This is a genomic window from Pseudomonas sp. PGPR N4 (assembly GCF_059693665.1).
Genome location: NZ_JCAUKV010000007.1, coordinates 141575 through 165992 on the forward strand (window position 1 = coordinate 141575; position 24418 = coordinate 165992).

The following is a 24418-nucleotide window of genomic DNA, read 5'->3' on the forward strand; positions in this document are numbered from 1 at the left end:
GCAGTTGCCCTGATAACAGGCGTAAAGAGTCGATGGCCGTGATGTATCCGTGCCATCACTTTTTTCGTACACTCCGCGCACTGAGTTCGCAATGGAGTGCGCAACATGCGTCGTGCTGCTGGATTGGCCGTGGTTATGGGTATGTTGTATCTGGTGCCGGCGCTAGCCAGCGAACCTGCAAAAGATCCGCTGCTTGACGCGCCCCAGGCCACTGCGCAAGCGGCACCGGCCAGCGCCCGCGGCGTGCTCAGGGCGCGCGACCAGGCGGTGCTGTCGAGCGAACTGGCCGGGCGCATCGTCGAGATGCCTTACGGCGACGGTGAAGCGTTCCAGAAGGGCAGTGTGCTGGCGCGCTTCGATTGCAGCGCCTATCAAGCCCAGCTCAATGCCGCTCAGGCCGCCGTGCGCGCCGCCCGCGAAGAACTCAATCACAACAAGCAACTGGCCGCGCTGAAGTCGGTCGGCCAGTTTGCCGTGTCGTTGGCCGAAGCCAAGCAAGCGCAGGCGCAGGCCGAGGCGCAGGTCTACCAGGTGCAGGTCAAACGCTGCGTGATCACCGCGCCGTTCGATGGCCGGGTAGTGCAGCGCCGCGCCCAGCCGCACGAAAGCGTCGCCAGCGGCACGCCGCTACTGGAAGTGGTCGACAACCGCTCGCTGGAAATTCAGTTGCTGGTGCCGTCGCGCTGGCTCGGCCGGCTCAAGCCTGGGCAAGCCTTTGAGTTCGTCCCCGATGAAACCGGCCAGCCGCTGCAGGCTCAGGTCAAGCGGGTTGGCGCGCGCATCGATGAAGGCAGCCAGACCTTGCTGCTGATCGGCACATTGCCGCAACAGGCCCCCGGGTTGCTGGCGGGCATGAGCGGTTCGGCGCACTTCGCGGAGCTGCAATGACCGCGGCGGCGGGCGGCGCTGTCGAGCGCGCGTTCGCTGTATTTCTCGGCTTGCAGCGCCAGGCCCGGCAGGCGGCCACGGCCGAGCAGCTGGGCTTCACCATGGTCAACGATGGCCAGGCCTTGTTTGGTTTTCGCCATGCCGCGCTGTTGATCGCGGGCAAGGTGCAGGCGCTGACCGGCATCAGCGTGGTCGAGGCCAACGCGCCGTTCGTGGCGTTCGTCGAGCGCGCCGCCGCCAGCTTGCACAGCCGTGGCGCCGAGGCCGGGCCGGTTGATCCGGCTGAGCTGGACGAGCAGACGGTCGGTGAGTGGCAGGCGCTGTCAGCCGCCCACGCGTGCTGGTTACCGCTGAACGATCGCCAGGGGGAAACCTTCGGTGGCCTCTGGCTGGCCCGCGAGCAGCCGTTCAGCGAGGCCGAGCTGACCTTGCTCGGGCAACTGGCCGAGACATACGCGCATGCCTGGTTGGCGTTGCGCCCGGGCAGGCCGTGGCGGCTGCGCTGGCCACGGCGGCGCATTGCCATGGTGCTTGGCGCAGCTTTGCTGGTGCTACTGGTACCGGTGCGCCAGGCCGTGCTGGCCCCCGCTGAAGTGGTGCCGTTGGGCGGCCGTGTGGTGGCCGCGCCGCTGGATGGGGTGGTGGCCGAGATCCTGGTCAAACCCAACCAGCGGGTGGAGGCGGGCGAGCTGTTGGCGCGGCTCGACGCTACCACCCTCAAGGCCCAGGCCGATGTCGCCGAGCGCTCGCTGGACGTGGCCGAGGCTGAACTCAAGGCCAGCACCCAGCGTGCGTTCTCCGATGCGCAGTCCAATGCCCGCCTCGATCTGCTCGCCGCGCGGGTAGAGCAGAAACGCGCCGAGCTCGACTATGCCCGGCAACTGCTGGCGCGCAGCGAGATTCGCGCCGAACGCGCCGGCATCGCGGTATTTGCCGATGCCGAGCGCTGGACTGGCAAGCCGGTGCAGACCGGTGAACGGCTGATGCAGATTGCCGACCCCAATCAGGCGCAGCTTCGTATGGAGCTGCCGGTGGGCGATGCCATCGCGTTGCAGCCCGGCGCTGAAGTGGCGCTGTTTCTCGACAGTGACCCGTTGCAGCGTCACGTCGCCAGCCTGGAACGTGCGGCCTATGAAGCGCAGTTGACCGCCGCCGGACAACTGGCCTATCGGCTGGATGCCAGTTTTGCCGACAGCCCGCCGCGCATTGGCCTGCGCGGCACGGCCAAGCTTTATGGCGCGCGGGCGCCGCTGGTGTATTACCTGCTGCGTAAACCGCTGGCCGCGCTGCGCCAAGGGCTGGGTGTTTGATGCTGCCGGCGCTGCGTGCAGACCTGCAGCTGTCAGCGGCCGCCCCGGCGTTCGATGGCGCGCCGCAATGGACCCTGGCCGACCCGCTGCGCGGGCGTTATTTCAAGTTGGGCAGCCCGGCGGTGCGGTTGCTGCGGCACTGGGCGCTGGGTGATCCGCAGCGGGTGTTGGCAGCTGCCAATGCCGAGCCAGGGATCCCCCTGCAGGAAGGCTTGTTGGAAGAGCTGCTGACATTTCTTGGCCAGCACGACCTGATCGCTGCACTCGACCCGCGCCAGCGCGCCAGCTATGGCCTCAAGGCCGCCGGTAGCCGGCAGAGCCTGGGTACCCGGGTGATGCACCAGTACCTGTTTTTCCGCATCCCGCTGTGGCGTCCGGATGCTTTCCTCAATCGTGCCTGGCCAGTGCTTGAGCGTAATGGTGGCTGGATCCTGCGCTATTGCCTGCCGCTGCTGTTCATCTTCGGCCTGTTTCTGGTGATGCGTGACTGGTCGCGATTTATCGCGACCTTTCCGCACCTGTTCAGCTTCGGCGGGGTGTTGGCGTTTGGCGTGGCGTTGACGTTCGCCAAGCTGCTGCATGAATTTGGCCATGCGTTCATGGCCAAGCGCGCGGGCTGTCGAGTGCAGAGCATGGGGCTGGCGTTCATGGTGTTGCTGCCGATGTTCTACACCGATGTCAGCGATGCCTGGCGGGTCAGTGACCGTCGCTCGCGCTTGCTGATCGATGCCGGTGGCGTGTTTGCCGAACTGGTGCTTGCAGTGTTGGCCCTGCTGGCCTGGTCGTTGCTGCCGGACGGGCCGGCGCGCACGGCGGCATTCATGCTGGCCACCGCAACCTGGGTGACGACTTTGCTGATCAACCTGAACCCATTCATGCGCTTTGATGGATATTTTCTGGTCAGCGACCTGTGGGGCGTGGAGAACCTGCAGAACCGCTCGTTTGCGTTGTGCCGCTGGCAGCTGCGCGAGACGCTGTTCGGCTACGGCGACCCTGCGCCGGAGCCGTGGCCGACGTTGATGCGCCGACGTTTGCTGGTGTGGGGCTACTGCTCGTGGATCTGGCGCGCAGTGCTGTTTTTTGGTATCGCCCTGGCGGTCTATCACCTGTTCTTCAAGGTGCTGGGGATATTTCTGATGGCGGTGGAGCTGGTCTGGTTCATCGGCCTGCCGGTGTACAAAGAGCTGCGCCACTGGTGGCAGCGGCGCGCTCAGGCGACCCCGCACAAGTTGTTCTGGTTAGGCGCCGGTTTGCTGGCCGTGCTGGCGGTGTTGTTGCTGCCGTGGCGCACCGCAGTCGAAGTGCCGGCAGTGCTGGAAGCCTCACGAACTTCGGCATTGCACGCGCCGGTCGCCGCCCGCCTGACCGCGCTGCATGTGCAGGATGGCCAGGTAGTCAGCCAAGGCCAGTTGCTGCTGGAACTGGAGTCGCCCGATCTGGATTCACGGCAGGTGATCGTACGCCGGGAAATCGAGATTCTGCAGTTGCTGTCACGGCGTCAGGCCAGCCGCAGCGAAACCGCAGGTGATGCGGGCATTCTGGAGCAGCAACTGGCCGAGGCGGTCGCCGAGTACCGCGGCCTGGCGGCTCAGCGCGAGCGCCTGCAGATCCGCGCGCCGCAAGCGGGGGTAATGCGCGACCTGCCGCCTGAGTTGACGCCCGGGCTGTGGCTCAGCCCGAGCCAGACCCTCGGCCGAATCGTCGAGCCTGGCGTGCGCTTGCGGGGTTATCTGGCCGAAGCCTCGCTGTGGCGGGTCGCGCCTGGCAGCACCGGGCGCTTCATTGCCGATGATCCGGCGCGGGCGGCTATCGAGGTGCGTCTGGACACAATCGACGCCACCGGCGTTAGCTATGTCGAGCTTGAAGCGCTCACCTCCGATCATCACGGCCCGATTGCCGTACGCCGCGACACTCAGCACCGCGCCGAGCCGGTCCAGGCCCAATATGGCGTGCGCCTGAGCCCGCTGAGTGACATAGCGGAAGTCGACCAGCCACGGCGCGGCGTGGTGGTGCTGGAGGGTGCTGGCGAGTCGTTGCTCGGTGGTCTGTGGCGACGCCTGGCAGCGCTGGGTGTGCGCGAAAGCGGTTTCTAGAGTTGTGCTCAACGGTAAGGAGTGACCATGCCTGAAGTCCCGCTGCCCCTGTGTTCGCGGTTGCCGCTGGCGGTAGATCTGGCGGCGCTGTTGCAGGCCCTGGCGCAAGTCGACAGTGGCCTCTGGCGAGGCCACTTCAACACCGCTTATCACCAGGGTGACTGGAGTGGCATCGACCTGATCGCCGCCGCCGATGCGCACCTGCCGCTGGCGCCCGGTGCCGGTGCGCCGGTGCAGCAGCAGACCTGGCAGCACGAGCCCGCCTGGCATAGCCTGCGCGAAAGCCTGGGCAGTGATTTGCGCGCGGCGCGGTTGCTGCGCCTGGGGCCGGGCGCGCGGATTCATGAGCACCGCGACCCTGACCTTGGCCGCCCCGACGGCTGCCTGCGCCTGCATGTACCGTTACTCAGCCCGGCCGGGGTGGAGTTTTTGCTCGATGACCAGCAGGTGCCGATGCAGCCCGGCGAATGCTGGTTCCTTGACCTTTCGCGGCCGCATCGGGTGGATAACAGCAGCGAGGCCGAGCGGATCAATCTGGTCCTCGACTGCGAGCCAACGCCAGCCTTGCTCAGCCTGATCGAGCAAGGCCTTGAGCAAACTCCGCAGTTGCAGGCGAGTCGCGCCGGGCAAGCCTTTGCTCAGTTCCGCCTGCTGCTGGCGGCGCAGCCCGAGCTGGCCGCGAGCCTGCAGGCGCTGACCGAGCCGCAGGCATTCATCGAACAAACCCGGCAGATGGGCGCCGCAGCGGGCCTGTATTTCGCCGAGGCAGACGTGCGCAGCGCGATGCGCCAAGGCAAACAAGCATGGAACGACCAATGGCGAGTGTGAACCCCGAACTGGATTTTACCGGCTGGCTGCCGATCCGCAGTTGGCAGCGCGCCGGCGAGTGGCGGGTCGACTGGTGCTGGTTTGGCCAGCAGCGCCTGACCAGGCCGTTTTTGCGTGACGACGTCGATGCCGCGCTGCGCCTGCCGTTCAACCAGGCGTTTCGCCGCGAAACCGGCCTCCAGGCGTTGCTCGACTGGCAGCAGCGCAGCCCGGGCATCAGTCCCAGCGCGCTGGTGTTTCATGCCTCGCGGTGTGGCTCGACGCTGATCGCACAACTGCTGGCGGGGCTTGAGCGCAACATCGTGCTGTCAGAGCCGCCACCGCTGGACAACCTGCTGCGCGCGCATCTTGTGGATGCCGACGCCAGCGCCTGGCAGCCGCGCGCGCTGTCGGCGTTGTTGTCTGCCTATGGCCAGCGCCGCCGCGGTGACGAGCAGCAGTTGCTGATCAAACTGGATGCCTGGAACGTGTTCGAGGGCGCGCAACTGTGCACGTTGTACCCAGACACACCACGGATTTTTCTCTACCGCGACCCCTTGGAAATCGTCGTTTCGCAGATGCGTCAGGCCGGCATGCAGCGGGTGCCAGGCCTGCTCGGCGTGACCGCGCTGGATCAACTGCTGCCGGACGCAGCAGGCTTGGACCCGCTGCAGTACACCTGCCGGATGATCGCCGAAGTGCTGTGCGCGGGCCTTGAGCTGTGCCAGCGCCACGGTGCGGTCGCGGTCAACTACAACGAGCTGCCGCACGCCTGTTGGGGGCGACTCGCGCCGCTGTTCGCGGTCACTGCCGAGGACCACGCGCAGTTGCAGCAGACTGCCGCATTCGATGCCAAGCAGCCTCACATGGCCTTCACTGCGGACAGCCAGCGCAAGCGGGATGACGCCAGCCCCGAGGTACGTCAGGCGGTCACTCGCTGGGCGGCTGATGCGTATATTTCCTTGGAATCCATTCGCTTGCAGCGCAGCTGAAGCAAGGTGTCAAAAAGGCCTCATACAGGCGTTTGATAAAATAGTGGCATTTGGCTTCTTCTGCGCTAGCAGGCGGGCTGGCAGTTCGGCTACGCTGCCGCCCATATTGTCTGACAGTCCATCATGGAAGCGCGCCCCGGCTTGGGGAAACATTGCACGGAAGCAATCCCGCCATGTCATCGCCCGAGGTTTCTCTTCGTCCGTGTGTGGACGCCGACCTGGCGTTCCTGAGTGCTCTGTACGCGCACACCCGCTCGGCTGAAATGGCCCAGCTGGGCTGGCCAGCGGCTGCGGTCGAGGCCTTTGTTGCCCAGCAATTCGCGGCTCAGCTGCAGCACTACCAAAGCCACTATGGCGACGCCCAGCAGATGATCATCGAGGCGGCTGGTGAACCTGTCGGCCGCGCTTATCTGCACTGGAGCGCAGCCCAGCTGCACATCATCGACATCAGTTTGCTGCCGGCCTGGCAAGGGCAGGGCATCGGTACCCGGCTGCTCGGCCAATGGCTGGCCCGCGCCGATGCCAGCGGCTTGCTCGTCAGCCTGCAAGTGCTGGCCGGCAATCCGGCACAGCGTCTGTACCTGCGTCACGGTTTTCAAGCGAGCGCGGATGACGGCTTGTATCTGCACATGCAGCGCCAACCTTTGCTCAGCGCAGCGTAAGTAATCATTTTTGCGGGCCATCTGGCCCGGGTTTCCCATGCAGTCAAAGGAGCGCAGTAAATGGATCCGTTTCTTGGTGAAGTCAGAATGTTTGCCGGCAATTTCGCGCCACGTGGCTGGGCATTCTGCCAGGGGCAACTGCTGCCAATTCGGCAGTACACGGCGTTGTTCTCTCTATTGGGCACCGCTTACGGTGGCGACGGTGTAAACACCTTCGGCTTGCCCGACTTGCGCGGTCGTTCGCCGATCGGCACCGGCCAAGGCCCTGGCTTGGCTGGCGTCGACATCGGCGAAAAAGCGGGCAGCGAATCGGTGAGCCTCACCGCGAACAACTTCCCGCCGATGGCAGTCAACCTGGCAGCGGTGAGGGCCACAGTTGCTGTGCCGGTATCCAACGGTGACGCTGACAGCAACCTGCCTGCGACGAACCGTGTGCTGGCCAAATCGGTGGATGCCGACGGTAGTGGTGTGAATGTGAGTATCTACAGCGAAAGCGCCGCCACGACCACGCTCGCACCGTTCCAGGCGCCACTGTCCGGGGTGGCCACGATTGGCGGCGCTTCGATCCCGGTCAGCTTGCGCGACCCTTATCTGGGCGTGAGCATGATCATTGCGACCGAAGGTATTTTCCCGTCGCGCAACTAAGCCCGGCTGGTACGGCGCCTGCCGCAGCAAGGGTGCTGCGGCAGGCGCCCTTAACTTCCCAAGGACATTGCCGGTTTTCGTCAGGAGGCCGGCTGGAAACACCAGCACAAGGCTGAGCGAGGACATCATGGCATTCTGGAAACGCGGCACGCGCACCACCCCACCTACCGTTTCCGTGAGTTCGCCGAGCCTGATTCAGGCCCTCGAACCGCGCATGATGTTCGACGCCTCGGTGCCGGTGGTTGCCGACCAGGCGGCGCTGGCCGTCGAAGCCGCAGCCGCTGCCGCGGGGCACGACCCGGCCAGCAGCCAGGATGCCGCCAGCGAGCATGACCCCGCACCTGCCACAGCAGCGCCGGCCACCGCATCGGCGGATGTCGCCGGCGGCCATGAAGTGGTGTTCATCGACTCGGCGGTCAGCGATTACCAGAAGCTGATCGCCGGCCTGCCCGAAGGCGTCGAAGTGGTGGTGCTGGACAACAGCAAGGACGGCCTCAAGCAGATCGCCGACTACCTCGACGGGCGCAAGGACATTGCCTCGATCGATATCATCAGCCATGGCGACGCGGGCTATATCTACCTGGCCGGCGATGCGATCTGGACCAATCAGCTAGACGCCCATGCGGCCGACCTGGCGCGCATCGGTGCCAGCCTGGCCGAAGGCGGTGATGTGCGCTTCTTCGCCTGCAATACCGGCGCAGGCGCCGATGGCCAGCAGTTCGTCAACGAAGTGTCGCGCCTGACCGGCGCCGATGTCGGCGCCTCGAATGATTCCACCGGCAACCGTGCCGGTGAGGATTGGCAGCTGGAAACCGTCGCTGGCGCAGTCGCCAGCGGGGTTGGCGTACAGCGCGGCGACCTGTCGGCGTTTACTACCTCGCTGGCAACCATCACCGTCACCGACACCGATGCTTCGTCGACTGTGGTCAACGGCAAGGTCTCGCTCGCCGAGGCCATCCAGGCCGCCAACGGCGATGTCTCGGTGGATGGCTCAGCGGCCGGCAGCGGCAGTGACATTATCGTCTTCCACCAGGACCTCAAGGGCCAGACCATTCGCTGGTCATCTGCGACCGCCTTGGCCGTGACCAGCACGATCACCATCAACGGTGATGTCGACGGCGACGGCGTCGGCGACATCATCCTCAGTGGTGACGTCAACAACAATGGCTCGCGTGACGCGCTGGAGTCCTCCGGCCTCGCCATTAATTCCGGCGCACTGACGGTGCGCAATCTGGATTTTCGCGGGTTTTCCGGAAACATCAACGGCGGCGTCCTGCGTGCCAACGGCGGCGCGCTGACGGTTGAAGACTCGAACTTCCAGAACAATTCGGGCACCGTGATCAACTCCACCACGGCGGTGGGCACCGCCATCACGCTGCGCAACAGCACCTTGCACGACAACAGCAGCACGATCGTTGGGGCAACCGCCATGAGCTCGTTGGTGCGGCTGGCCGGCACCGGTAGTTATGTGCTCGAGAACGTTGCGATCTACAACAACAGTGGTACCCATGCCGGCGGCGGCACAGTAGCTTCAGGGGGGATCCTGATCCTGAACTCGGCCACGGTGCAGATCGTCAACAGCACCATTGCCAACAACGTCTTTACCTATACCGGCGCGGGCGGCATCAGCAGCGCCGGCCTCGGCTGGACGGGAACTGCGACGGGCCTGATCGCCGTGCAGAACACCATCATCAGCGGCAATACGGTCAACAGCGTCGATGCCAATCTGCAAGCTGGCACCGCCTACACCAACACCACCAACCTGATTGGCACGACCGTCAACTTCGTCGACGCCGCCAATGGCGACCTGCGCCTGGCGGCCAGCGCCAGCAATGCGATCAACCAGGGCACCAGTACGGGCGCCCCCACCACCGACCTGCGTGGCTTCGAGCGCCCGCGCGGCGGCGCGGTGGATATCGGTGCCTACGAGGTGCTGTACGATAGCGCACCGCTGGTCGACCTCGACAGCACTACAGGCGGTAACGACAGCAGCGTCGATTTCAACGGCAGCGCGGTGCCGCTGCTGCCGAACATCGTCATCACCCAGAGCGACGGCGACACCCAGGTCAGCGGGGCCAGCCTTAGCTTGAGCGGCAGCCTCGATGGCAACAACGAAGTGTTGCTGCTCAGCGCCGGCCAGCTCGCTACCGCTGCCAGCTACGGCATCAGCGTGACCGGCTCGGGCACCTCGACACTGGCCCTCAGCGGTGTCGCCACGCTGGCCCAGTACCGCGCCGTGCTGGCCGCAGTGCAGTACAGCAACAGCACGCCGGCCTATACCGCAGGCACTCGCAGCGTGACCGTGCGGGTCAACGATGACATGGGCAGCACCGCGCGCACCGCGCTGGTGGTGGTGCAGCCGCTGAATGCGGCGCCGGTGATCGGCAACCTCAACGGCGATAGTGTCGCCTTCACTCAAGGTGGCGGCGCGGTGCTGATTGACGCCGGCGGTAACGCTACGGTGAGCGACAGCGACTCGACCGATTTTGCCGGTGGTGCGTTGACCGTGTCGGTCTCGGGCAATGCCGCGCCGGGCGAGGACCGCCTGGCGATTCGCAACCAAGGCAACGGTGCCGGCCAGATCGGCGTCAGTGGCAGCAGCGTCAGCTACGGCGGCACCGTGATCGGCACGCTCAGCGGCGGCAGCGGCGGTAGCAATCTGGTCGTCAGCCTCAACGCCAATGCCAACGCCGCTGCGGTCGAAGCGCTGGTGCGCAACCTGACCTACGACAACAGCAATGCCAGCAATGCGATTGGCCAGGCGAGCCGCACGCTCAGCGTGACCGTCAGCGATGGTGACGGCGCGACCTCAAGCGTCGCCAACGTCGTGGTTGCCGTGCGCGAGACCGTGCCGCCAACCGCAACCATCGTTGTCAGCGACAGCACCTTGCTGGCCGGTGAAACCACCCTGGTCAGCATCACCTTCAGTGAGGCGGTCAGCGGCCTGACCGTTGGCGACTTCACGGTGGCCAACGGCGTATTGAGCAACCTCAGCAGCGGCGACGGTGGCATCACCTGGACCGCCACGCTCACGCCCAGCAGCGCCACCACCGACAGCAGCAACCTGATTTCCCTGAATAACGCAGGGGTCACCGACGCCGCCGGCAATGCCGGCGTAGGTACTACCGAGTCAAATAATTACGCCATCGATACCGAGCGTCCGACGGCAGTCGTGAGCCTCTCCAGCAGCAGCTTGCTCGCGGGCCAGACCGCCGTGGTGACCATCACCTTCAGCGAGGCCGTGAGCGGCTTCACCCTGGCCGACCTGAGCGTCTCCAACGGCGCCTTGAGTGGTCTGAGCAGCAGCGACGGCGGCATCACCTGGACCGCGCTGTTGACCCCGACCGCAGACTCGACCAGCGTCGCCAATGTGGTCAACGTCAACTTGGCGGGGGTTGCTGATCTGAGCGGCAACGCCGGCACCGGCTCGGCACCGTCGCCGGCCTACAGCGTCGACACGGCACGGCCCACCGCCAGCATTGTGGTTGCTGATACGGCGCTGCGGGCCGGTGAAACCAGCTTGGTCACCATTACCTTCAGCGAAGCCGTCACTGGTTTCAGCAACGTTGACCTGAGCGTCGCCAACGGTTCGCTCAGCAGCGTCAGCAGCAGCGACGGCGGCGTTACCTGGACGGCGACCTTCACCCCCGACGCAGATATCACCAGCACCGGTAACCTGATCAGCCTGGACAACAGCGGAGTCAGCGACCAGGCGGGCAACACCGGTATCGGCATCACCGACTCGAACAGCTTCGCCATCGATACCCAACGCCCGACCGCGACTGTCGTGGTCGCTGACAACCTCTTGGGCATCGGCGAAACCTCGATCGTTACGGTCACCTTCAGTGAGGCGGTTATCGACTTCACCGAGGCTGACCTGTCTGTCACGGGTGGCGTGCTGAGTAGCTTCACCAGCAGCGATGGCGGGGTCACCTGGACCGGAACTCTGACCCCAGCCAGCAACGTATCCAGCGCTGTCAATTTCATTTACCTGAGCAACTCTGCCGTCGTCGACCAGGCCGGCAACAGCGGCATCGGCATTACCGCGTCGAACAGCTTTGCCGTCGACACCCAGCGCCCGACTGCCGTGATCAGCATGGCCGATACCGCGCTGAGCGCTGGCGAAAGCACGTTGGTGACCTTCACCTTCAGCGAGGCCGTGAACGGTTTCAGCAACGATGACCTGAGCGTGACCAACGGCACCCTCAGCGATGTAACCAGCATCGACGGCGGCATCACCTGGACGGCGTTGTTCACGCCGACGCTGCAGGTGCAGGACGGCACCAACCTGATCACCCTGAACAACAGCGGTATCACCGATCTGGCCGGCAACAGCGGTACTGGCACGACCAATTCGCCTAACTACACCGTCAACACCGTGCTGCCGACGGCCACCATCGTGGTTGCCGACACGGCCTTGGCGGTCGGCGAAACCAGCCTGGTCACAATCACCTTCAGCGAGGCGGTGGCGGGTTTTACCCTCACCGACCTGAGCGTTGCCAACGGCAGCCTGAGCGGGCTCGGTAGCAGTGATGGCGGCATCACCTGGACCGCGATACTGACCCCGACAAGCAATGTCGAGGACAGCAGCAACCTGATCACGCTGGACAACAGCGGTGTGACGGGGGCGTCCGGTAACACCGGCATCGGCAGCACCGACTCGAACAATTTCGCCATCGACACCCACCGCCCGACTGCGACTATCGTGGTCGCTGACAGCGCCCTGAGCGTCGGCGAAACGTCGACCGTCACCGTCACCTTCAGCGAGGCGGTGACCGGCTTTACCCGGGCCGATCTGAGTGTCAGCGTTGGTCAGCTGAGCAATTTCATCAGCAGCGATGGCGGGGTGACCTGGACTGGCACCCTGACCCCCGACAGCAACATCTCCAACACCAGCAATGTGATTGTTCTGGACAACACTGGCGTCGCCGACCTGGCCGGCAACAACGGCAGAGGCACGACCGAGTCGAACGCCTTCGCTGTCGATACCCAGCGCCCGACTGCGGTGATCAGCATGGCCGACACGGCCCTGAGCGCTGGCGAGAGCACGTTGGTGACCTTCACCTTCAGCGAGGCCGTGAACGGCTTCAGCAACGATGACCTGAGCGTGGCCAACGGCACCCTCAGCGATGTAACCAGCATCGACGGCGGCATCACCTGGACGGCGTTGTTCACGCCGACGCTGCAGGTACAGGACGGCACCAACCTGATCACCCTGAACAACAGCGGCATCACCGATCTGGCCGGCAACAGCGGTACTGGCACGACCAATTCGCCTAACTACACCGTCAACACCGTGCTGCCGACCGCAACCATCGTGGTTGCCGACACGGCCTTGGCAGTCGGCGAAACCAGCCTGGTCACAATCACCTTCAGCGAGGCGGTGAGCGGCTTCACCAATGCCGACTTGAGCATTGCCAACGGTACGCTCAGCACTGTCAGCAGCAGTGATGGAGGTATTACCTGGACAGCCACGTTCACGCCATCGAGCAACGTCGATGACAGTACCAACCTGATTACCCTCGACAACACCGGTGTGATGGGGGCGTCCGGTAATACCGGCATCGGCAGCACCGACTCGAACAATTTCGCCATCGACACCCAACGCCCGACCGCCACTATCGTAGTCGCGGACAACGCCTTGAGCATCGGCGAAACGTCGACCGTCACCATCACCTTCAGCGAAGCGGTGAGCGGCTTTACCTCCGCCGACCTCAACGTCACCGTTGGCCTGCTGAGCAATTTGAGCAGCAGCGATGGCGGGGTTACCTGGACTGCCACCCTGACCCCGACCAGCAACATCGCCAACACCAGCAACGTCGTTGTTCTGAACAACGCTGGGGTCACCGACCAGGCCGGTAACAGCGGCATCGGCAGTACCGACTCGAATGCCTTCGCCGTCGATACCCAGCGCCCGACCTCGACCATCGTCCTTTCCGACTCGGTACTGACGGCAGGGCAGACCTCGCAGGTGACCATCACCTTCAGCGAAGCGGTGACCGGTTTGACGCTGGATGATTTCAGCGTCAGCAATGGCCAACTGAGCAACCTTTCCAGCAGCGATGGCGGCGTGACCTGGACGGCGACGTTCACTCCCGCCAGTAATGTCGAGCAAGCCGGCAACCTGATCAGCCTGGACAACAGCCGCTACACCGACCTGGCAGGCAACAGCGGGACCGGCAGCAGCGCTTCGCCGGCGTTCAGCATTGACACCGTGCGCCCCAACGCAACCATAGTGGTCGCCGACGGCGCGCTGACCGGTGGTGAGAGCAGCCTGGTCACGATCACCTTCAACGAGCCCGTAAGCGGGTTGACGCTGGCTGACTTCAGCGTCACCAATGGCGCACTTACCAACTTGTCCAGCAGCGACGGCGGGATTACCTGGACCGCAACCTTGACCCCCACCGCAGGCGTCGAGGCCGCCAGCAACCTGGTCAGCCTGAACAACGCCGGCGTGACCGATCAGGCTGGCAACAGCGGCGTTGGCAGCAGCGTTTCGAATGCCTTTGCGGTCGACAGCCGCGCGCCGACCGTAGCCGTCAGCAGCGTCGACAGCTCACCGAACACCCCCGACAGCGTGCGCTTCACCGTGACCTTCAGCGAGGCGGTCAACGGCGTCGACCTGGCCGACTTCGCCCTGCTCGCGACCGGCAGCGCCAGCGGCAAGTTGAGCAGTCTGCAACGCCTGGATGCGAACACCTATGTGGTCACCGTCAGTGGCATCAGCGGCAGCGGCAACCTGAGCTTGAACCTCAACGGCGCTGCCAGCGGCATTGCCGATCAGGCCGGCAACGCCCTCAGCGGCGGCATCACCGGCGGGGGTTACAACGTCGACCGTGTGGCGCCAGTCACCACTGGCGTGACGGTCCCGGTCGGGGTTACCTACAGCGCCGGCGACAACCTGTCGTTCGTGGTCAACACCAGCGAAACCGTGCTGGTCAACGGCACGCCGCAGCTGGCGCTGGATATCGGCGGGCGCACCGTATTCGCCAACTATGTCGCCGGCTCGGGTAGCTCGACGCTGGTGTTCCAGTACACCGTGCAAGCCGGCGACAACGACGCCAACGGCATTCAGGTGGTCGGCTTGTCGAGCAACGGCGGCAGCCTGCGCGATGCCGCCGGCAACGCCATGCAACTGGCCCTGAACAATGTCGCCGACAGCAGCGGCGTGACCGTCGATACCGATGCGCCGCAGGTCGAGTCGATCGTCGCCGCGCCTTCGGCGCCGGGCAGCATGAGCTTTACCGTGACCTTCAGCGAAGCCGTCAACGGCGTGCAACTGTCCGACTTCAGCCTGCTCACCACCGGCAACGCCAGCGGCAGCCTGCAGTCGCTGGTGCAGATCGATGCGCGTACCTGGCAGGTCAATGTTATCGGCACGGGCGGCTCCGGCAGCCTGGCGCTGGCGCTCAACGGCACGGCCGGCACGATTACCGATAACGCCGGCAACCCGATCAGCGGCGGCTTCAGCAGCCAGGGCCAGAGCATGGTCGCCAACGACGGCGACCCCGAGTTCCGCGCCAACGCCGGGGTCAGCCCGCTGGCACCTGCGCAGCCATTGCTGGTGCCGCAGGTGCCGCTGGCGACGTCGATGGACGCACGCTCGCCGCTGCTGCCAGCACCGCTGTTCGAGGTGCCGACCCTGGGCAACGGCGTAGCCACGCTGGGCAGTATCTTTATCCACAACGGCGCGCTGGCGCCCAGCTACCTGGCGCAGGTATTCGCCAGCAGCAGCAGCGGCGCGCCGGCCACTGGCGGTGTATTCGGCCTGGCCGGCAGCGACGGCAACGCGTTCGGCAGCAGCAGCCTGGCCAGCATCTTCAGCAAGACCATGCCCGACGACGGCGGCCAGTACGAACTCAGCGGCGGCAAGCCGTGGCGCCAGGGCGGCGAAGGCGGGGCGGGCAGGGGCATGACCTCCGCACCAAGCCTGGGCCAACAGTTACAAGGCATCACCGACAATCAACAACGCCCGACCAGGGAACTGGCGCAGGCGCTGGGGCAGATCAACGCACGCGTACCTCAGGTGTGAGCGGGCAAGCAGTCATAGGATTCATATGTGCCGTACCAGGGGGCGGACAGGGATGAGCAAAGCATCGAGGTTTTTTGCGGTAAGTGTTCTAGCGTTGGCGGTGACCGGCTGCGCAGTCAAGACCCAGCCGATCGAGCCGGGCGTCAGCGAGCAGCGGGCCAAATCCGATCTGGCCAAGATGTTCAAGAATCAGGAGGCCCTGCAAGGCCCGTTGACCCTGCACGAAGCCATGGCGCGTGCGGTCAAGTACAACCTTGAAGCGCGCCTGAAAATCATGGAAGAAGCCCTGGCCCAGCGCCAGGTCGACCTCGCCACCTTCGACATGCTGCCACGCATGGCCATGTCGGCAGGCTACGCCGGGCGCAGCAATGTCAGCGCCTCCAGCAGCCAGAGTATTCTCACCAATACCCAGTCCCTGGAACCGTCCACCTCACAGGACCGCGACCGCGATGTGGCGGACCTGACCATGGTCTGGAACGTGCTCGACTTTGGCGTCAGCTACGTCAACGCCAAGCAGCAGGGCGACCAGCGTCTGATCGTGCAGGAGCGCCGGCGCAAGGTGGTCCAGACCATCATTCAGGATGTGCGCTCGGCGTACTGGCGTGCCGTTGCCGCCGAACGCCTGCTGGCCCAGATCGACGCGCTGATGGCGCGCGTCGACCAGGCCAAGGCCAACAGCCAGCAATTGGGCGAACAGCGCCTGGGCGATCAGATCGCCACGCTCAACTATCAGCGCGCCTTGATCGAAGCCACCCGCCAGCTCGAAGAACAGCGCCGCGCGCTGTCGCTGGCCAAGACCGAGCTCGGTGCTCTGATCAACCTGGCGCCCGGCAGCAAACTGACCCTGGCCGCCAGCAACGACTACAGCGTGCCCGAGCTCAAGGTCGACCTCGCCACCCTCGAACAGCAAGCCCTGGCCTCGCGCCCTGAATTGCGCGAGCAGGACTACCAGGCGCGCATCAGCGCCGCCGAAGTGCGCAAGTCGATGCTGCGCATGCTCCCCGGCCTCGAGTTCTCGGCCGGCGGCCACTACGACAGCAACAGCTTCCTGAGCAATCAGAGCTGGGCCGACTACGGCGTCAAGATCACCTGGAACCTGTTCAACGTGATCTCCGCGCCCGCCGCGATCAACGTCGCCAAGGCCGGCGAACAAGTGGTCGAAGCCCGCCGTCAGGCCATGTCGATGGCCGTGCTCGCCCAGCTTTACGTGGCCAACGCCAACTACAACGAAGCTCGCCGCCAGTTCGCCACCAGCCAACAACTGGTGTCGCTGGATGGGCAGATCGTCGAGCAACTGCGCAACCGCCATCAGGCCCAAGGCATCGGTGAACTGGAGCTGATCCAGGGCGAGCTGAATGCCCTGCAAGCCGACCTGCGCCGCGACCTCGCCTACGCCGAGCTGCGCAACAGCTACGGCCAGGTCTTCGCCAGCGCCGGCCTCGACCCATTGCCAACCAAACTGCGCTCGGACTCGCTGACCGACATCGCCCAGGCCCTCAGCAGCAATGAAAGCCGCTGGCAGCAAGGCGACATCACCCCCGGCCTGTAAGGCCCGGCCTGCAACCCTGCCCGCGCAGGGTTGCAGCCAGCCTCAAACCAAAGCTTCAAGCACGTAAGCTAGCAAGCGGTCGGCCGAATGGCCAAGCGTTTGTGCGCCCGTCTGCAACTGCAACTGCGGCTGCTCGGGCGCTTCATACGGCGCATCGATCCCGGTAAACGCCGGCAGCTCGCCCGCCCGCGCCCGCCGATACAAACCCTTCGGGTCACGCCCCTCGCACGCTTGCAGATCCGCGCTCAGATACACCTCATGAAAGCCCGCCTTGCACGCCCGCCGCGCCGCCGCCCGATCTGCTCGGTAGGGTGAGATGAACGCTGCGATGCAGATCAGCCCCGCATCCGCGAACAACGCCGCCACCTCACCGGCACGGCGCACGTTTTCGCTGCGATCGGCGGGGGAGAAGCCCAGGTCGGCATTAAGGCCAGTGCGCAGGGCGTCGCCGTCGAGAACGTAACAACCGTAGCCGCGAGCGGTCAGTTGATCGGCGAGGGCGGTGGCCAGGGATGACTTGCCGGCGCCGGAGAGGCCGGTTAGCCAGATCACCGCGCCGGGGCGGCCGCGGGGGGTAGCAGCAGGGGGTGTGGCGACAGTTTGCACTTGGCTGGATTCCATTCCCGGTGAGCATGCTGAGTTTACTGGACTATTGCTCAGTTGGCGGTGGCAGAGCAATTGCTCGCTGAGGCAGCACCCGCATGCACTGCGGGATCATGAGGCCATTCAAGCCCCAGCCTGATCTGCCAGCTTCCCCCAGAACTCCTGCGCCGACTGACTGATCGGCCCGGTTGGCCGGGTCAGGTGAATCTCCAGCGGAATATCCCAGCTCTCATCCAGCGCCCGCACCAGGCGGCCATCGGTAACTTCCTGCTCGGTCAAACTGCGCGGCAGCCAGGCCACGCCCTTGCTCTCCAGCGCCATCGACATCAGCACCGCCGCCAGGTGGCTGCTGAACAGCGGCTTCAGGTGCAGGTATTCCTCCTTGCCGCGCAAGCGATGGGCAACGATGCGCCCCAGGCCCGACTCATGGGTGTAAGCCAGATAAGGCAGCGCCTCAGGTGAGGTGCCAAAGTTGGCCGAGGCACTCGCCAGCGGCACCAGCACATCCTCGCCGACCTTCTTGCTGACGAACTGGTCCGGTGCCAGCAGCGGCGGTACATCGGGATGGCGGTGGCAGAGCATGAACTGCACCTGGCCATGGATCAGCATCTGCTCGCACACCGCCATGCTGTCCGAATGCAGCTGCACCGCTTCGATCGGCGCGCCGTTTTCAGCACTGCGCAGCCACTTCGGAAAGAACGTGAACGACAGCGAATGGGTGGCCGCAAAATGCAGCGACTTGGCGGCCATGCCGGCCACTTCCTGGGCCTCGGTGCGCATGCGGTACAGGCGCCGGGCGGCGTCCTGGGCGCTAGGCAGGATCTGCCGGCCGGCGTCGGTCAGGGTCGCGCCCTGAGGGGTGCGGATGAACAGTTGCACGCCCATCCAGTTCTCCAGCGCCCGCACCCGACGGCTGAACGCCGGCTGGGTAACGTGGCGTGCTTCGGCGGCGCGGACGAAGCTGCCGTACTCCGCCAACGCGGAAAGATCCTCCAGCCAAACCAGTTCCAAGGGCCATGCCTCCTGTGCATAGGGTCCGGCATTAATAGCATTGGGCGGGTACCCTCGCAACGCCTAACGTGGGGCCACAAACAACAACAGGAACCCCGCCATGCGCATCGTCGACATTCGTGAAAAAACCGTTTCGATTGCCTCGCCCATCGCCAACGCCTACATCGACTTCTCGAAAATGACCTGCTCGGTGGTCGCCGTGGTCACCGATGTGATCCGCGATGGCAAACCAGTGATCGGCTACGGCTTCAACTCCAACGGCCGCTACGGCCAGGGCGCGCTGATGCGCGATCGCTTCCTCGCGCGCATCACCGAAGCCGACCCGGAGACCTTGATCGACCACGAGAACAACAACCTCGACCCGTTCGCCATCTGGAAAACCCTGATGACCAACGAAAAGCCTGGCGGCCACGGCGAGCGCTCGGTTGCTGTAGGCACCATCGACATGGCCGTGTGGGATGCCGTCGCCAAGATCGAAGGCAAACCGCTGTACCGCCTGCTGGCTGACCGCTACCGCAACGGCGTCGCCGACGACAAGGTGTGGGTCTACGCGGCCGGCGGCTACTACTACCCCGGCAAAGACCAGACCAAGCTCAAAGCCGAAATGCAGAGCTACCTCGACCGCGGCTACGACGTGGTCAAGATGAAGATCGGCGCCGTGCCGCTGGACGAAGACATCCGCCGTATCGAAGCCGTGCTCGAAGTGGTCGGCGATGGCCAGCGCCTGGCGGTCGACGCCAACGGCCGCTTTGACCTGCAGACCGGTATCGCCTATGCCGAGGCGATCAAGAAGTACAACCTGTTCTGGTACGAGGAAGTCGGTGACCCGCTCGACTACGCCCTGCAAGCCGAACTCGCCAACCACTACGAACTGCCGATGGCCACTGGCGAAAACCTGTTCTCGCACCAGGACGCACGCAACCTGCTGCGCCACGGCGGCATGCGCCCCGACCGCGACTACCTGCAGTTCGACTGCGCGCTGTCGTATGGCCTGGTCGAGTACATGCGCACCCTCAAAGTGATGGAAGACCTGGGCTGGTCATCGCGCCGCGTGGTCCCCCACGGCGGCCACCAGATGTCGCTGAACATCGCCGCCGGCCTGCACTTGGGCGGCAACGAATCCTACCCCGACGTGTTCCAGCCATTCGGCGGCTTTGCCGATGGCATCCAGGTTGAAAACGGCTATGTCGGCCTGCCGGATATCCCCGGCGTGGGCTTTGAAGCCAAGTCCGCGCTGTACGCCGTCATGCGCGAACTGGGCGAGGGCTGAGCCACCCCCGCGCTGCGGTCTCGCGACAGAGACCGCAGCCGCCGGCGTCGCCCGCCGACGCCACGCCACACGCCCATCACAACAATAAAATGAGGTGCATTCGTGGAAACGTCCAAGTCCCGCTGGTACAGCCAGCTCTACGTGCAAGTGCTGATCGGCATCGTCATCGGCGCCGCCATCGGTTACTTCGTGCCCGACATCGGCGCCAAGCTGCAGCCGTTTGCCGACGGCTTCATCAAACTGATCAAGATGCTGCTGGCGCCGATCATCTTCGGCACGGTGGTAGTCGGCATCGCCAAGATGGGCAGCATCAAGGAAGTCGGCCGCATCGGCGTCAAGGCGCTGATCTACTTTGAGATCCTCTCGACCATCGCCCTGGTCGTTGGCCTGATCGTGGTCAACCTGGTCAAACCCGGCGAAGGCATGAACATCAATGCCGCCGGCCTCGATGGCAGTGCCATCAGTAAGTACAGCCAGGCTGCCAGCGAACAGGGTGGTACCGTTGATTTCTTCCTCAATATCATCCCCGGTACTTTTGTTGGCGCGTTCTCCAATGGGGTGATGCTGCAGGTCATTCTGCTCTCGGTATTGATGGGTGTGGCGCTGGTGCAGATGGGCGAAACCAGCAAGCCGCTGATCAACACCATCGACCTGTTCCTGCAGGGCCTGTTCAAGATCGTCGCCATGGTCATGCGCCTGGCCCCGCTCGGCGTCGGTGCCGGCATGGCGTTCACCATCGGCAAGTACGGCATTGGCACCTTGCTCTCGCTTGGGCAGTTGCTGGTCGCGCTGTACATCACCACGCTGATCTTCATCGTGGTGGTGCTCGGGGCCGTTGCCAGATGGTCGGGCATGCCGCTGATGATGTTCTTGCGTTACTTCAAGGACGAGATCCTTATCACCCTCGGCACCTGCTCAACCGAAGCCGTGCTGCCGCGGATGATGGTCAAGCTGGAGAAGCTTGGCTGCAAGAAGTCGGTGGTGGGGATGGTGTTGCCGACCGGGTATACCTTCAATGCTGACGGCACTTGCATCTATCTGACCATGGCGGCGATCTTCATCGCCCAGGCGACCAATACGCCGCTGACGTTCATGGATCAGATGATCTTGCTTGGGGTGTTTCTGCTGACCTCGAAAGGCTCGGCCGGGGTGGCGGGGGCAGGCTTTGTGACGCTGGCGGCGACGTTGACCACGATTCATTCGATACCGTTGGTGGGGCTGGTGTTGCTGCTTGGGATTGACCGCTTCCTGAACGAGGCGCGGGCGGTGACCAACCTGATTGGCAATGGGATTGGCACGATTGCGATTGCGAAGTGGGACAACTCGTTTGATGTGGCAGCGTGTGAGCGCGAGATTGCTGCGATGAAGGAAGAGAAGGCGGCGAGGAAAGCCCTGCTGGCGCAGAAGTAAGCCGCACGCGTGTGTGTGTAGGAGCGGCCTTGTGTCGCGAAAGGGTCGCGTAGCGGCCCCAAACCTTCAGCTTCGCCGCCAACATCGCCGGGCCAGCTGCGCTGGCCTTTCGCGACACAAGGCCGCTCCTACGCCGACCGCTTTATACCTGGAGTTCAGCTCTTGACGGTCTGCTGCTTGGCGATTTCCTGATTACGCAGAATAAACCGCTGCAACTTGCCGCTCGGGGTCTTCGGTAGTTGCTCGACGAAGTCGATCTCACGTGGATAGGCATGCGCAGCCAGGCGGTTGCGCACGTGCAGGCGCAGCACTTCGGCAAGCTCAGGGCTAGGAACATGACCGCTGTGCAGCACCACAAACGCCTTGATCAACTCGGTACGCTGCGGGTCGGGTTTGCCGATCACGGCGGCTTCAACCACCGCCGGGTGTTCGATCAGCGCGCTCTCGACATCGAACGGGCCGACGCGATAACCGGAGGTGGTGATCACGTCGTCGTTGCGGCCGACAAAGCTGATGCTGCCGTCGGCATTCAACTCGACGATATCGCCGCTCAGGTAATAGTGGTCGACAAAGGCCTTGGTCGGCATGCCGTAATAGCCGTCGAACCAGCACAGCGGCGAGCGCTTGCGGTCGACTGCGAGCACGCCGGGCTGACCGGGTGGCAGCTCGCGGCGCTGTTCATCCAGCACCACGATGCGACAACCCGGCACGGCGTAACCGGCTGAGCCCTCGCGGACCGGGTGGCTGAGGCCGTGGTGGTTGCACAGCACCATGCCGACTTCGGTCTGGCCGTAGTGGTCGTGAATCACCACACCAAGCTCTTCGGCAAACCAGCGGATCACCTGCGGATTGAGCGGCTCGCCGGCACTGCTGACGGCGCGCAGTTTGCCGCGTATGGCATCGGAGAATTCAGCACCCGCGGCGATCAGCAAGCGGTACGCGGTGGGTGAGCCGGCGAGGTTGCTGATCGCGTATTTGTTGATCAGGCGGCTGGTGCTTTCGACCGAGAACGGGCCGTCGTAGAACAGCGTGGCCTGGCCGCAGGCGAGCGGGCCGGTGACGGCGTAGTACAGGCCATAGGCCCAGCCGGGGTCGGCGAGGTTCCAGAAGCGGTCGTCGTCGCGCAGCTCGATGGCATCGCGCATATAGCTCTTGAACGCGAGGATGGCGCGCAGGGGCACTTCCAGCGGTTTGGCCGGGCCGGTGGTGCCGGAGGTGCACATCAGCAGAAACGGTGCATTGCCGTCGAGCAGCGCCGGCGGGCAGTCAGCAGAATGCTGGGAAAGCACGTCCCAGAAATCGAAGTCGTCGAGGTCCAGCCGGTCGGCGCCAACCACGATGATGTTCGGGCAGTCGGCGATCTCGTCGAGCTTGGAGCGGTTGTGCGGGTCGGTGAGCAGCCAGCGCGCCTTCGAGCAGCTCAGGCGTTGTTCGATGGCCTTGGGGCCGAACGCGGTGAACAACGGCTGATAGACCGCGCCGATGCGCCAGGTGCCGAGGATGGCAATCAACAGCTCAGCGGTGCGCGGCATCAGCCCGGCGACGCGGTCGCCGGGCTTGACGCCCTGGCTGCGCAGGAAGTTACCGAATTGCGAGGCCTGAATCTGCAGCTCGCTGAAGGTGTGCTGGGTAGCACGGCCATCGCGGGTTTCGCAGTACAACGCCACCGCGTCACTGTAGGCGTGGCGGTCGCAGCATTCGATGCAGGCGTTCATCGCGGCCAGCTCGCCGTGCAGGTCTTGCGCGGCCAGCTGGTGGTAATTGAAGGAGGTCACTGCTGAGTCGTAATCGCGCATAAAGTACCTGATTGTTATTGTTTGGAATCTTTAACGCCGCGCTGGCGCTGGGTTAGCTGTCGATCATCTGCGCTGCTTGTTGCGTTGCCTGACTGGTGCGCGTGGCCAGCTTGCGCACCTCGTCGGCCACCACCGCAAAGCCACGCCCGGCTTCGCCTGCGCGGGCCGCTTCGATGGCGGCGTTCAAGGCCAGCAGGTTGGTCTGGCTGGCGATGCCCTGGATGGTGGCGACGATGTGGGTCAGTTTGCCGAGGGTCTCCTGCATCACCTGGTGTTGTTGCGCCTGCGCCTCGCGGATGGTGCTTTCTTCATGGCGGGCATGGATATCAGTTATAGCCCCAACTACCCGCAACGGCGCGCCATCCGCAGAACGGCGGGTTTGCCCGCGGCCGCGGAACCAGCGGTAGGCGCCGCTTTGGTGGCGCAGGCGATACTCGACATCGAACGGGGTGTTGCCGCTGCGATCGTCGACATGGGCGACAAACGCCGCGATGGCGCGGGCGCTGTCGTCGGGGTGCAGGCGGGAGGTCCAGCTTTCCAGGGTGTTGGGGAATTCTTCGACGGTGCTGCAACCGAGCAGCCGACGCATCTGCGACGACCACCAGATGGTGTTGCTCGGGTTGGCCGGGTCGCCGGCGACGACTTCGATATCCCACAGGCCGTCGTGGAGCATTTCGCGGGAAATGTCGAAACGTTCGGCGGCCAGCTCAAGCTCTTGGATGTGCAACTGTTGCTCGTGGATGTCCCGCAGGGTGCCCGCCGTGGCGATGGCAACGCCGTTGGCGTCACGCAGCGAACTGCCGCTGAGCCGGCACCAGCGATAGTCGCCGCCGGCGGTGAATTTCATGCGCAGGTCCAGCGCAAACGGTGTGCGCCCGCTGCGGTCGGCGAGGTGCCGGGCGAGGGCTTGCTGATGGGCGTGGCGATCAGCCGGATGCAGCTGTTCGTGCCACTGGCCCAGCTCAGGCAGATGCGGTGCATGGATCGCGGCCGAGCCCGTCCACTCCATCGCGCAGTCTGGCGCAGGCGTGCCTGAGGCAGGCAAATGCAGTTGCCAGAACAACTCATCGGCGCCTTCGGTGACCAGCGTCCAGCGCGCTTGCAACTGCTGCGCCTGTTCGTCGCGCTCAGCCAGGCGCTGTTGCAGTTGGCTCACCTGCGCGGCAAGTTCGCGAGTCTGCTCCTTGAGCGTGCGCCGCTCCTGCAGCAACTGCTCGACGCCGGTAAGGATGCGCCGCAGCAGCGGGTTGCGCGACGACAGCGGCGTACTCGGCTGATCGGGCTGGTCGAGGCGGTCGGCGAGTGGGGCCAGTACCCAGCGGCTGGTGCGATTGAAAAACAGCATGCTAC

General features: G+C 64.6%; 14 protein-coding genes and 2 pseudogenes. 11 read left to right on the forward strand and 5 right to left on the reverse strand.

Features of this window, described 5'->3' with window-relative positions:
• Positions 1–105 precede the first annotated feature (105 nt).
• The 9 genes from AC58X1_RS22645 (at position 106) to AC58X1_RS22685 (ending at position 16978) form a co-directional block, all read left to right on the forward strand.
• Positions 106–888 (forward strand): efflux RND transporter periplasmic adaptor subunit, encoded by a 783-nt coding sequence (locus AC58X1_RS22645; protein WP_150571271.1) that lies wholly within the window; start codon positions 106–108, stop codon positions 886–888.
• On the forward strand, positions 885–2198 hold the full coding sequence (locus tag AC58X1_RS22650; protein WP_497429488.1) for an efflux RND transporter periplasmic adaptor subunit: 1314 nt from the start codon (positions 885–887) through the stop codon (positions 2196–2198). Before AC58X1_RS22645 ends, AC58X1_RS22650 begins: the two co-directional genes overlap by 4 nt.
• Complete coding sequence (locus AC58X1_RS22655) at positions 2195–4291, forward strand: site-2 protease family protein (protein WP_497429489.1); 2097 nt, start codon at positions 2195–2197, stop codon at positions 4289–4291. The genes AC58X1_RS22650 and AC58X1_RS22655 overlap by 4 nt, the downstream gene beginning before the upstream one ends.
• 27 nt (positions 4292–4318) lie before the next feature.
• Entirely contained in the window at positions 4319–5119 is an 801-nt protein-coding gene (locus tag AC58X1_RS22660) for an aspartyl/asparaginyl beta-hydroxylase domain-containing protein (RefSeq protein WP_497429490.1), read from the forward strand.
• Positions 5107–6090 (forward strand): sulfotransferase family protein, encoded by a 984-nt coding sequence (locus AC58X1_RS22665; RefSeq protein ID WP_312389328.1) that lies wholly within the window; start codon positions 5107–5109, stop codon positions 6088–6090. The genes AC58X1_RS22660 and AC58X1_RS22665 overlap by 13 nt, the downstream gene beginning before the upstream one ends.
• A 173-nt stretch (positions 6091–6263) precedes the next feature.
• Entirely contained in the window at positions 6264–6752 is a 489-nt protein-coding gene (locus AC58X1_RS22670; RefSeq protein ID WP_150573883.1) for a GNAT family N-acetyltransferase, read from the forward strand.
• A 60-nt stretch (positions 6753–6812) separates the two neighbouring features.
• Entirely contained in the window at positions 6813–7397 is a 585-nt protein-coding gene (locus tag AC58X1_RS22675; RefSeq protein ID WP_101322212.1) for a phage tail protein, read from the forward strand.
• 127 nt (positions 7398–7524) lie between these two features.
• On the forward strand, positions 7525–15429 hold the full coding sequence (locus AC58X1_RS22680) for an Ig-like domain-containing protein (RefSeq protein ID WP_497429491.1): 7905 nt from the start codon (positions 7525–7527) through the stop codon (positions 15427–15429).
• Positions 15430–15481: 52 nt separating this feature from the next.
• Complete coding sequence (locus AC58X1_RS22685) at positions 15482–16978, forward strand: TolC family protein (RefSeq protein WP_497429492.1); 1497 nt, start codon at positions 15482–15484, stop codon at positions 16976–16978.
• Positions 16979–17020: 42 nt separating this feature from the next.
• Here the strand turns inward: AC58X1_RS22685 and cysC are convergent, their stop codons facing one another.
• On the reverse strand, positions 17021–17599 hold the full coding sequence (gene cysC, locus AC58X1_RS22690; protein WP_497429493.1) for an adenylyl-sulfate kinase: 579 nt from the start codon (positions 17597–17599) through the stop codon (positions 17021–17023).
• A gap of 105 nt (positions 17600–17704) precedes the next feature.
• Complete coding sequence (locus AC58X1_RS22695) at positions 17705–18592, reverse strand: LysR family transcriptional regulator (RefSeq protein ID WP_101322208.1); 888 nt, start codon at positions 18590–18592, stop codon at positions 17705–17707.
• Positions 18593–18692: 100 nt separating this feature from the next.
• Between AC58X1_RS22695 and AC58X1_RS22700 the strand changes: the two genes are divergently transcribed.
• Both AC58X1_RS22700 and dctA read left to right on the forward strand, forming a co-directional pair.
• Positions 18693–19862: a mandelate racemase/muconate lactonizing enzyme family protein gene (locus AC58X1_RS22700; RefSeq protein ID WP_101322207.1), complete on the forward strand. Its 1170-nt coding sequence runs from the start codon at positions 18693–18695 to the stop codon at positions 19860–19862.
• Between the two features lie 102 nt (positions 19863–19964).
• Positions 19965–21272 (forward strand): C4-dicarboxylate transporter DctA, encoded by a 1308-nt coding sequence (gene dctA, locus AC58X1_RS22705; protein WP_497429494.1) that lies wholly within the window; start codon positions 19965–19967, stop codon positions 21270–21272.
• Positions 21273–21427: 155 nt separating this feature from the next.
• On the opposite strand, the gene AC58X1_RS22710 is transcribed toward dctA, so the two are convergent.
• From AC58X1_RS22710 to AC58X1_RS22720, 3 genes and pseudogenes are all read right to left on the reverse strand, one after another.
• Positions 21428–23068, reverse strand: a complete 1641-nt coding sequence (locus tag AC58X1_RS22710) for an AMP-binding protein (protein WP_497429495.1) — start codon at positions 23066–23068, stop codon at positions 21428–21430.
• A gap of 61 nt (positions 23069–23129) precedes the next feature.
• Positions 23130–23420: pseudogene (locus AC58X1_RS22715) on the reverse strand (methyl-accepting chemotaxis protein); the annotation flags it as partial.
• Positions 23415–24413: pseudogene (locus AC58X1_RS22720) on the reverse strand (PAS domain-containing protein); the annotation flags it as partial. The pseudogenes AC58X1_RS22715 and AC58X1_RS22720, both read right to left, overlap by 6 nt.
• Positions 24414–24418 lie beyond the last annotated feature (5 nt).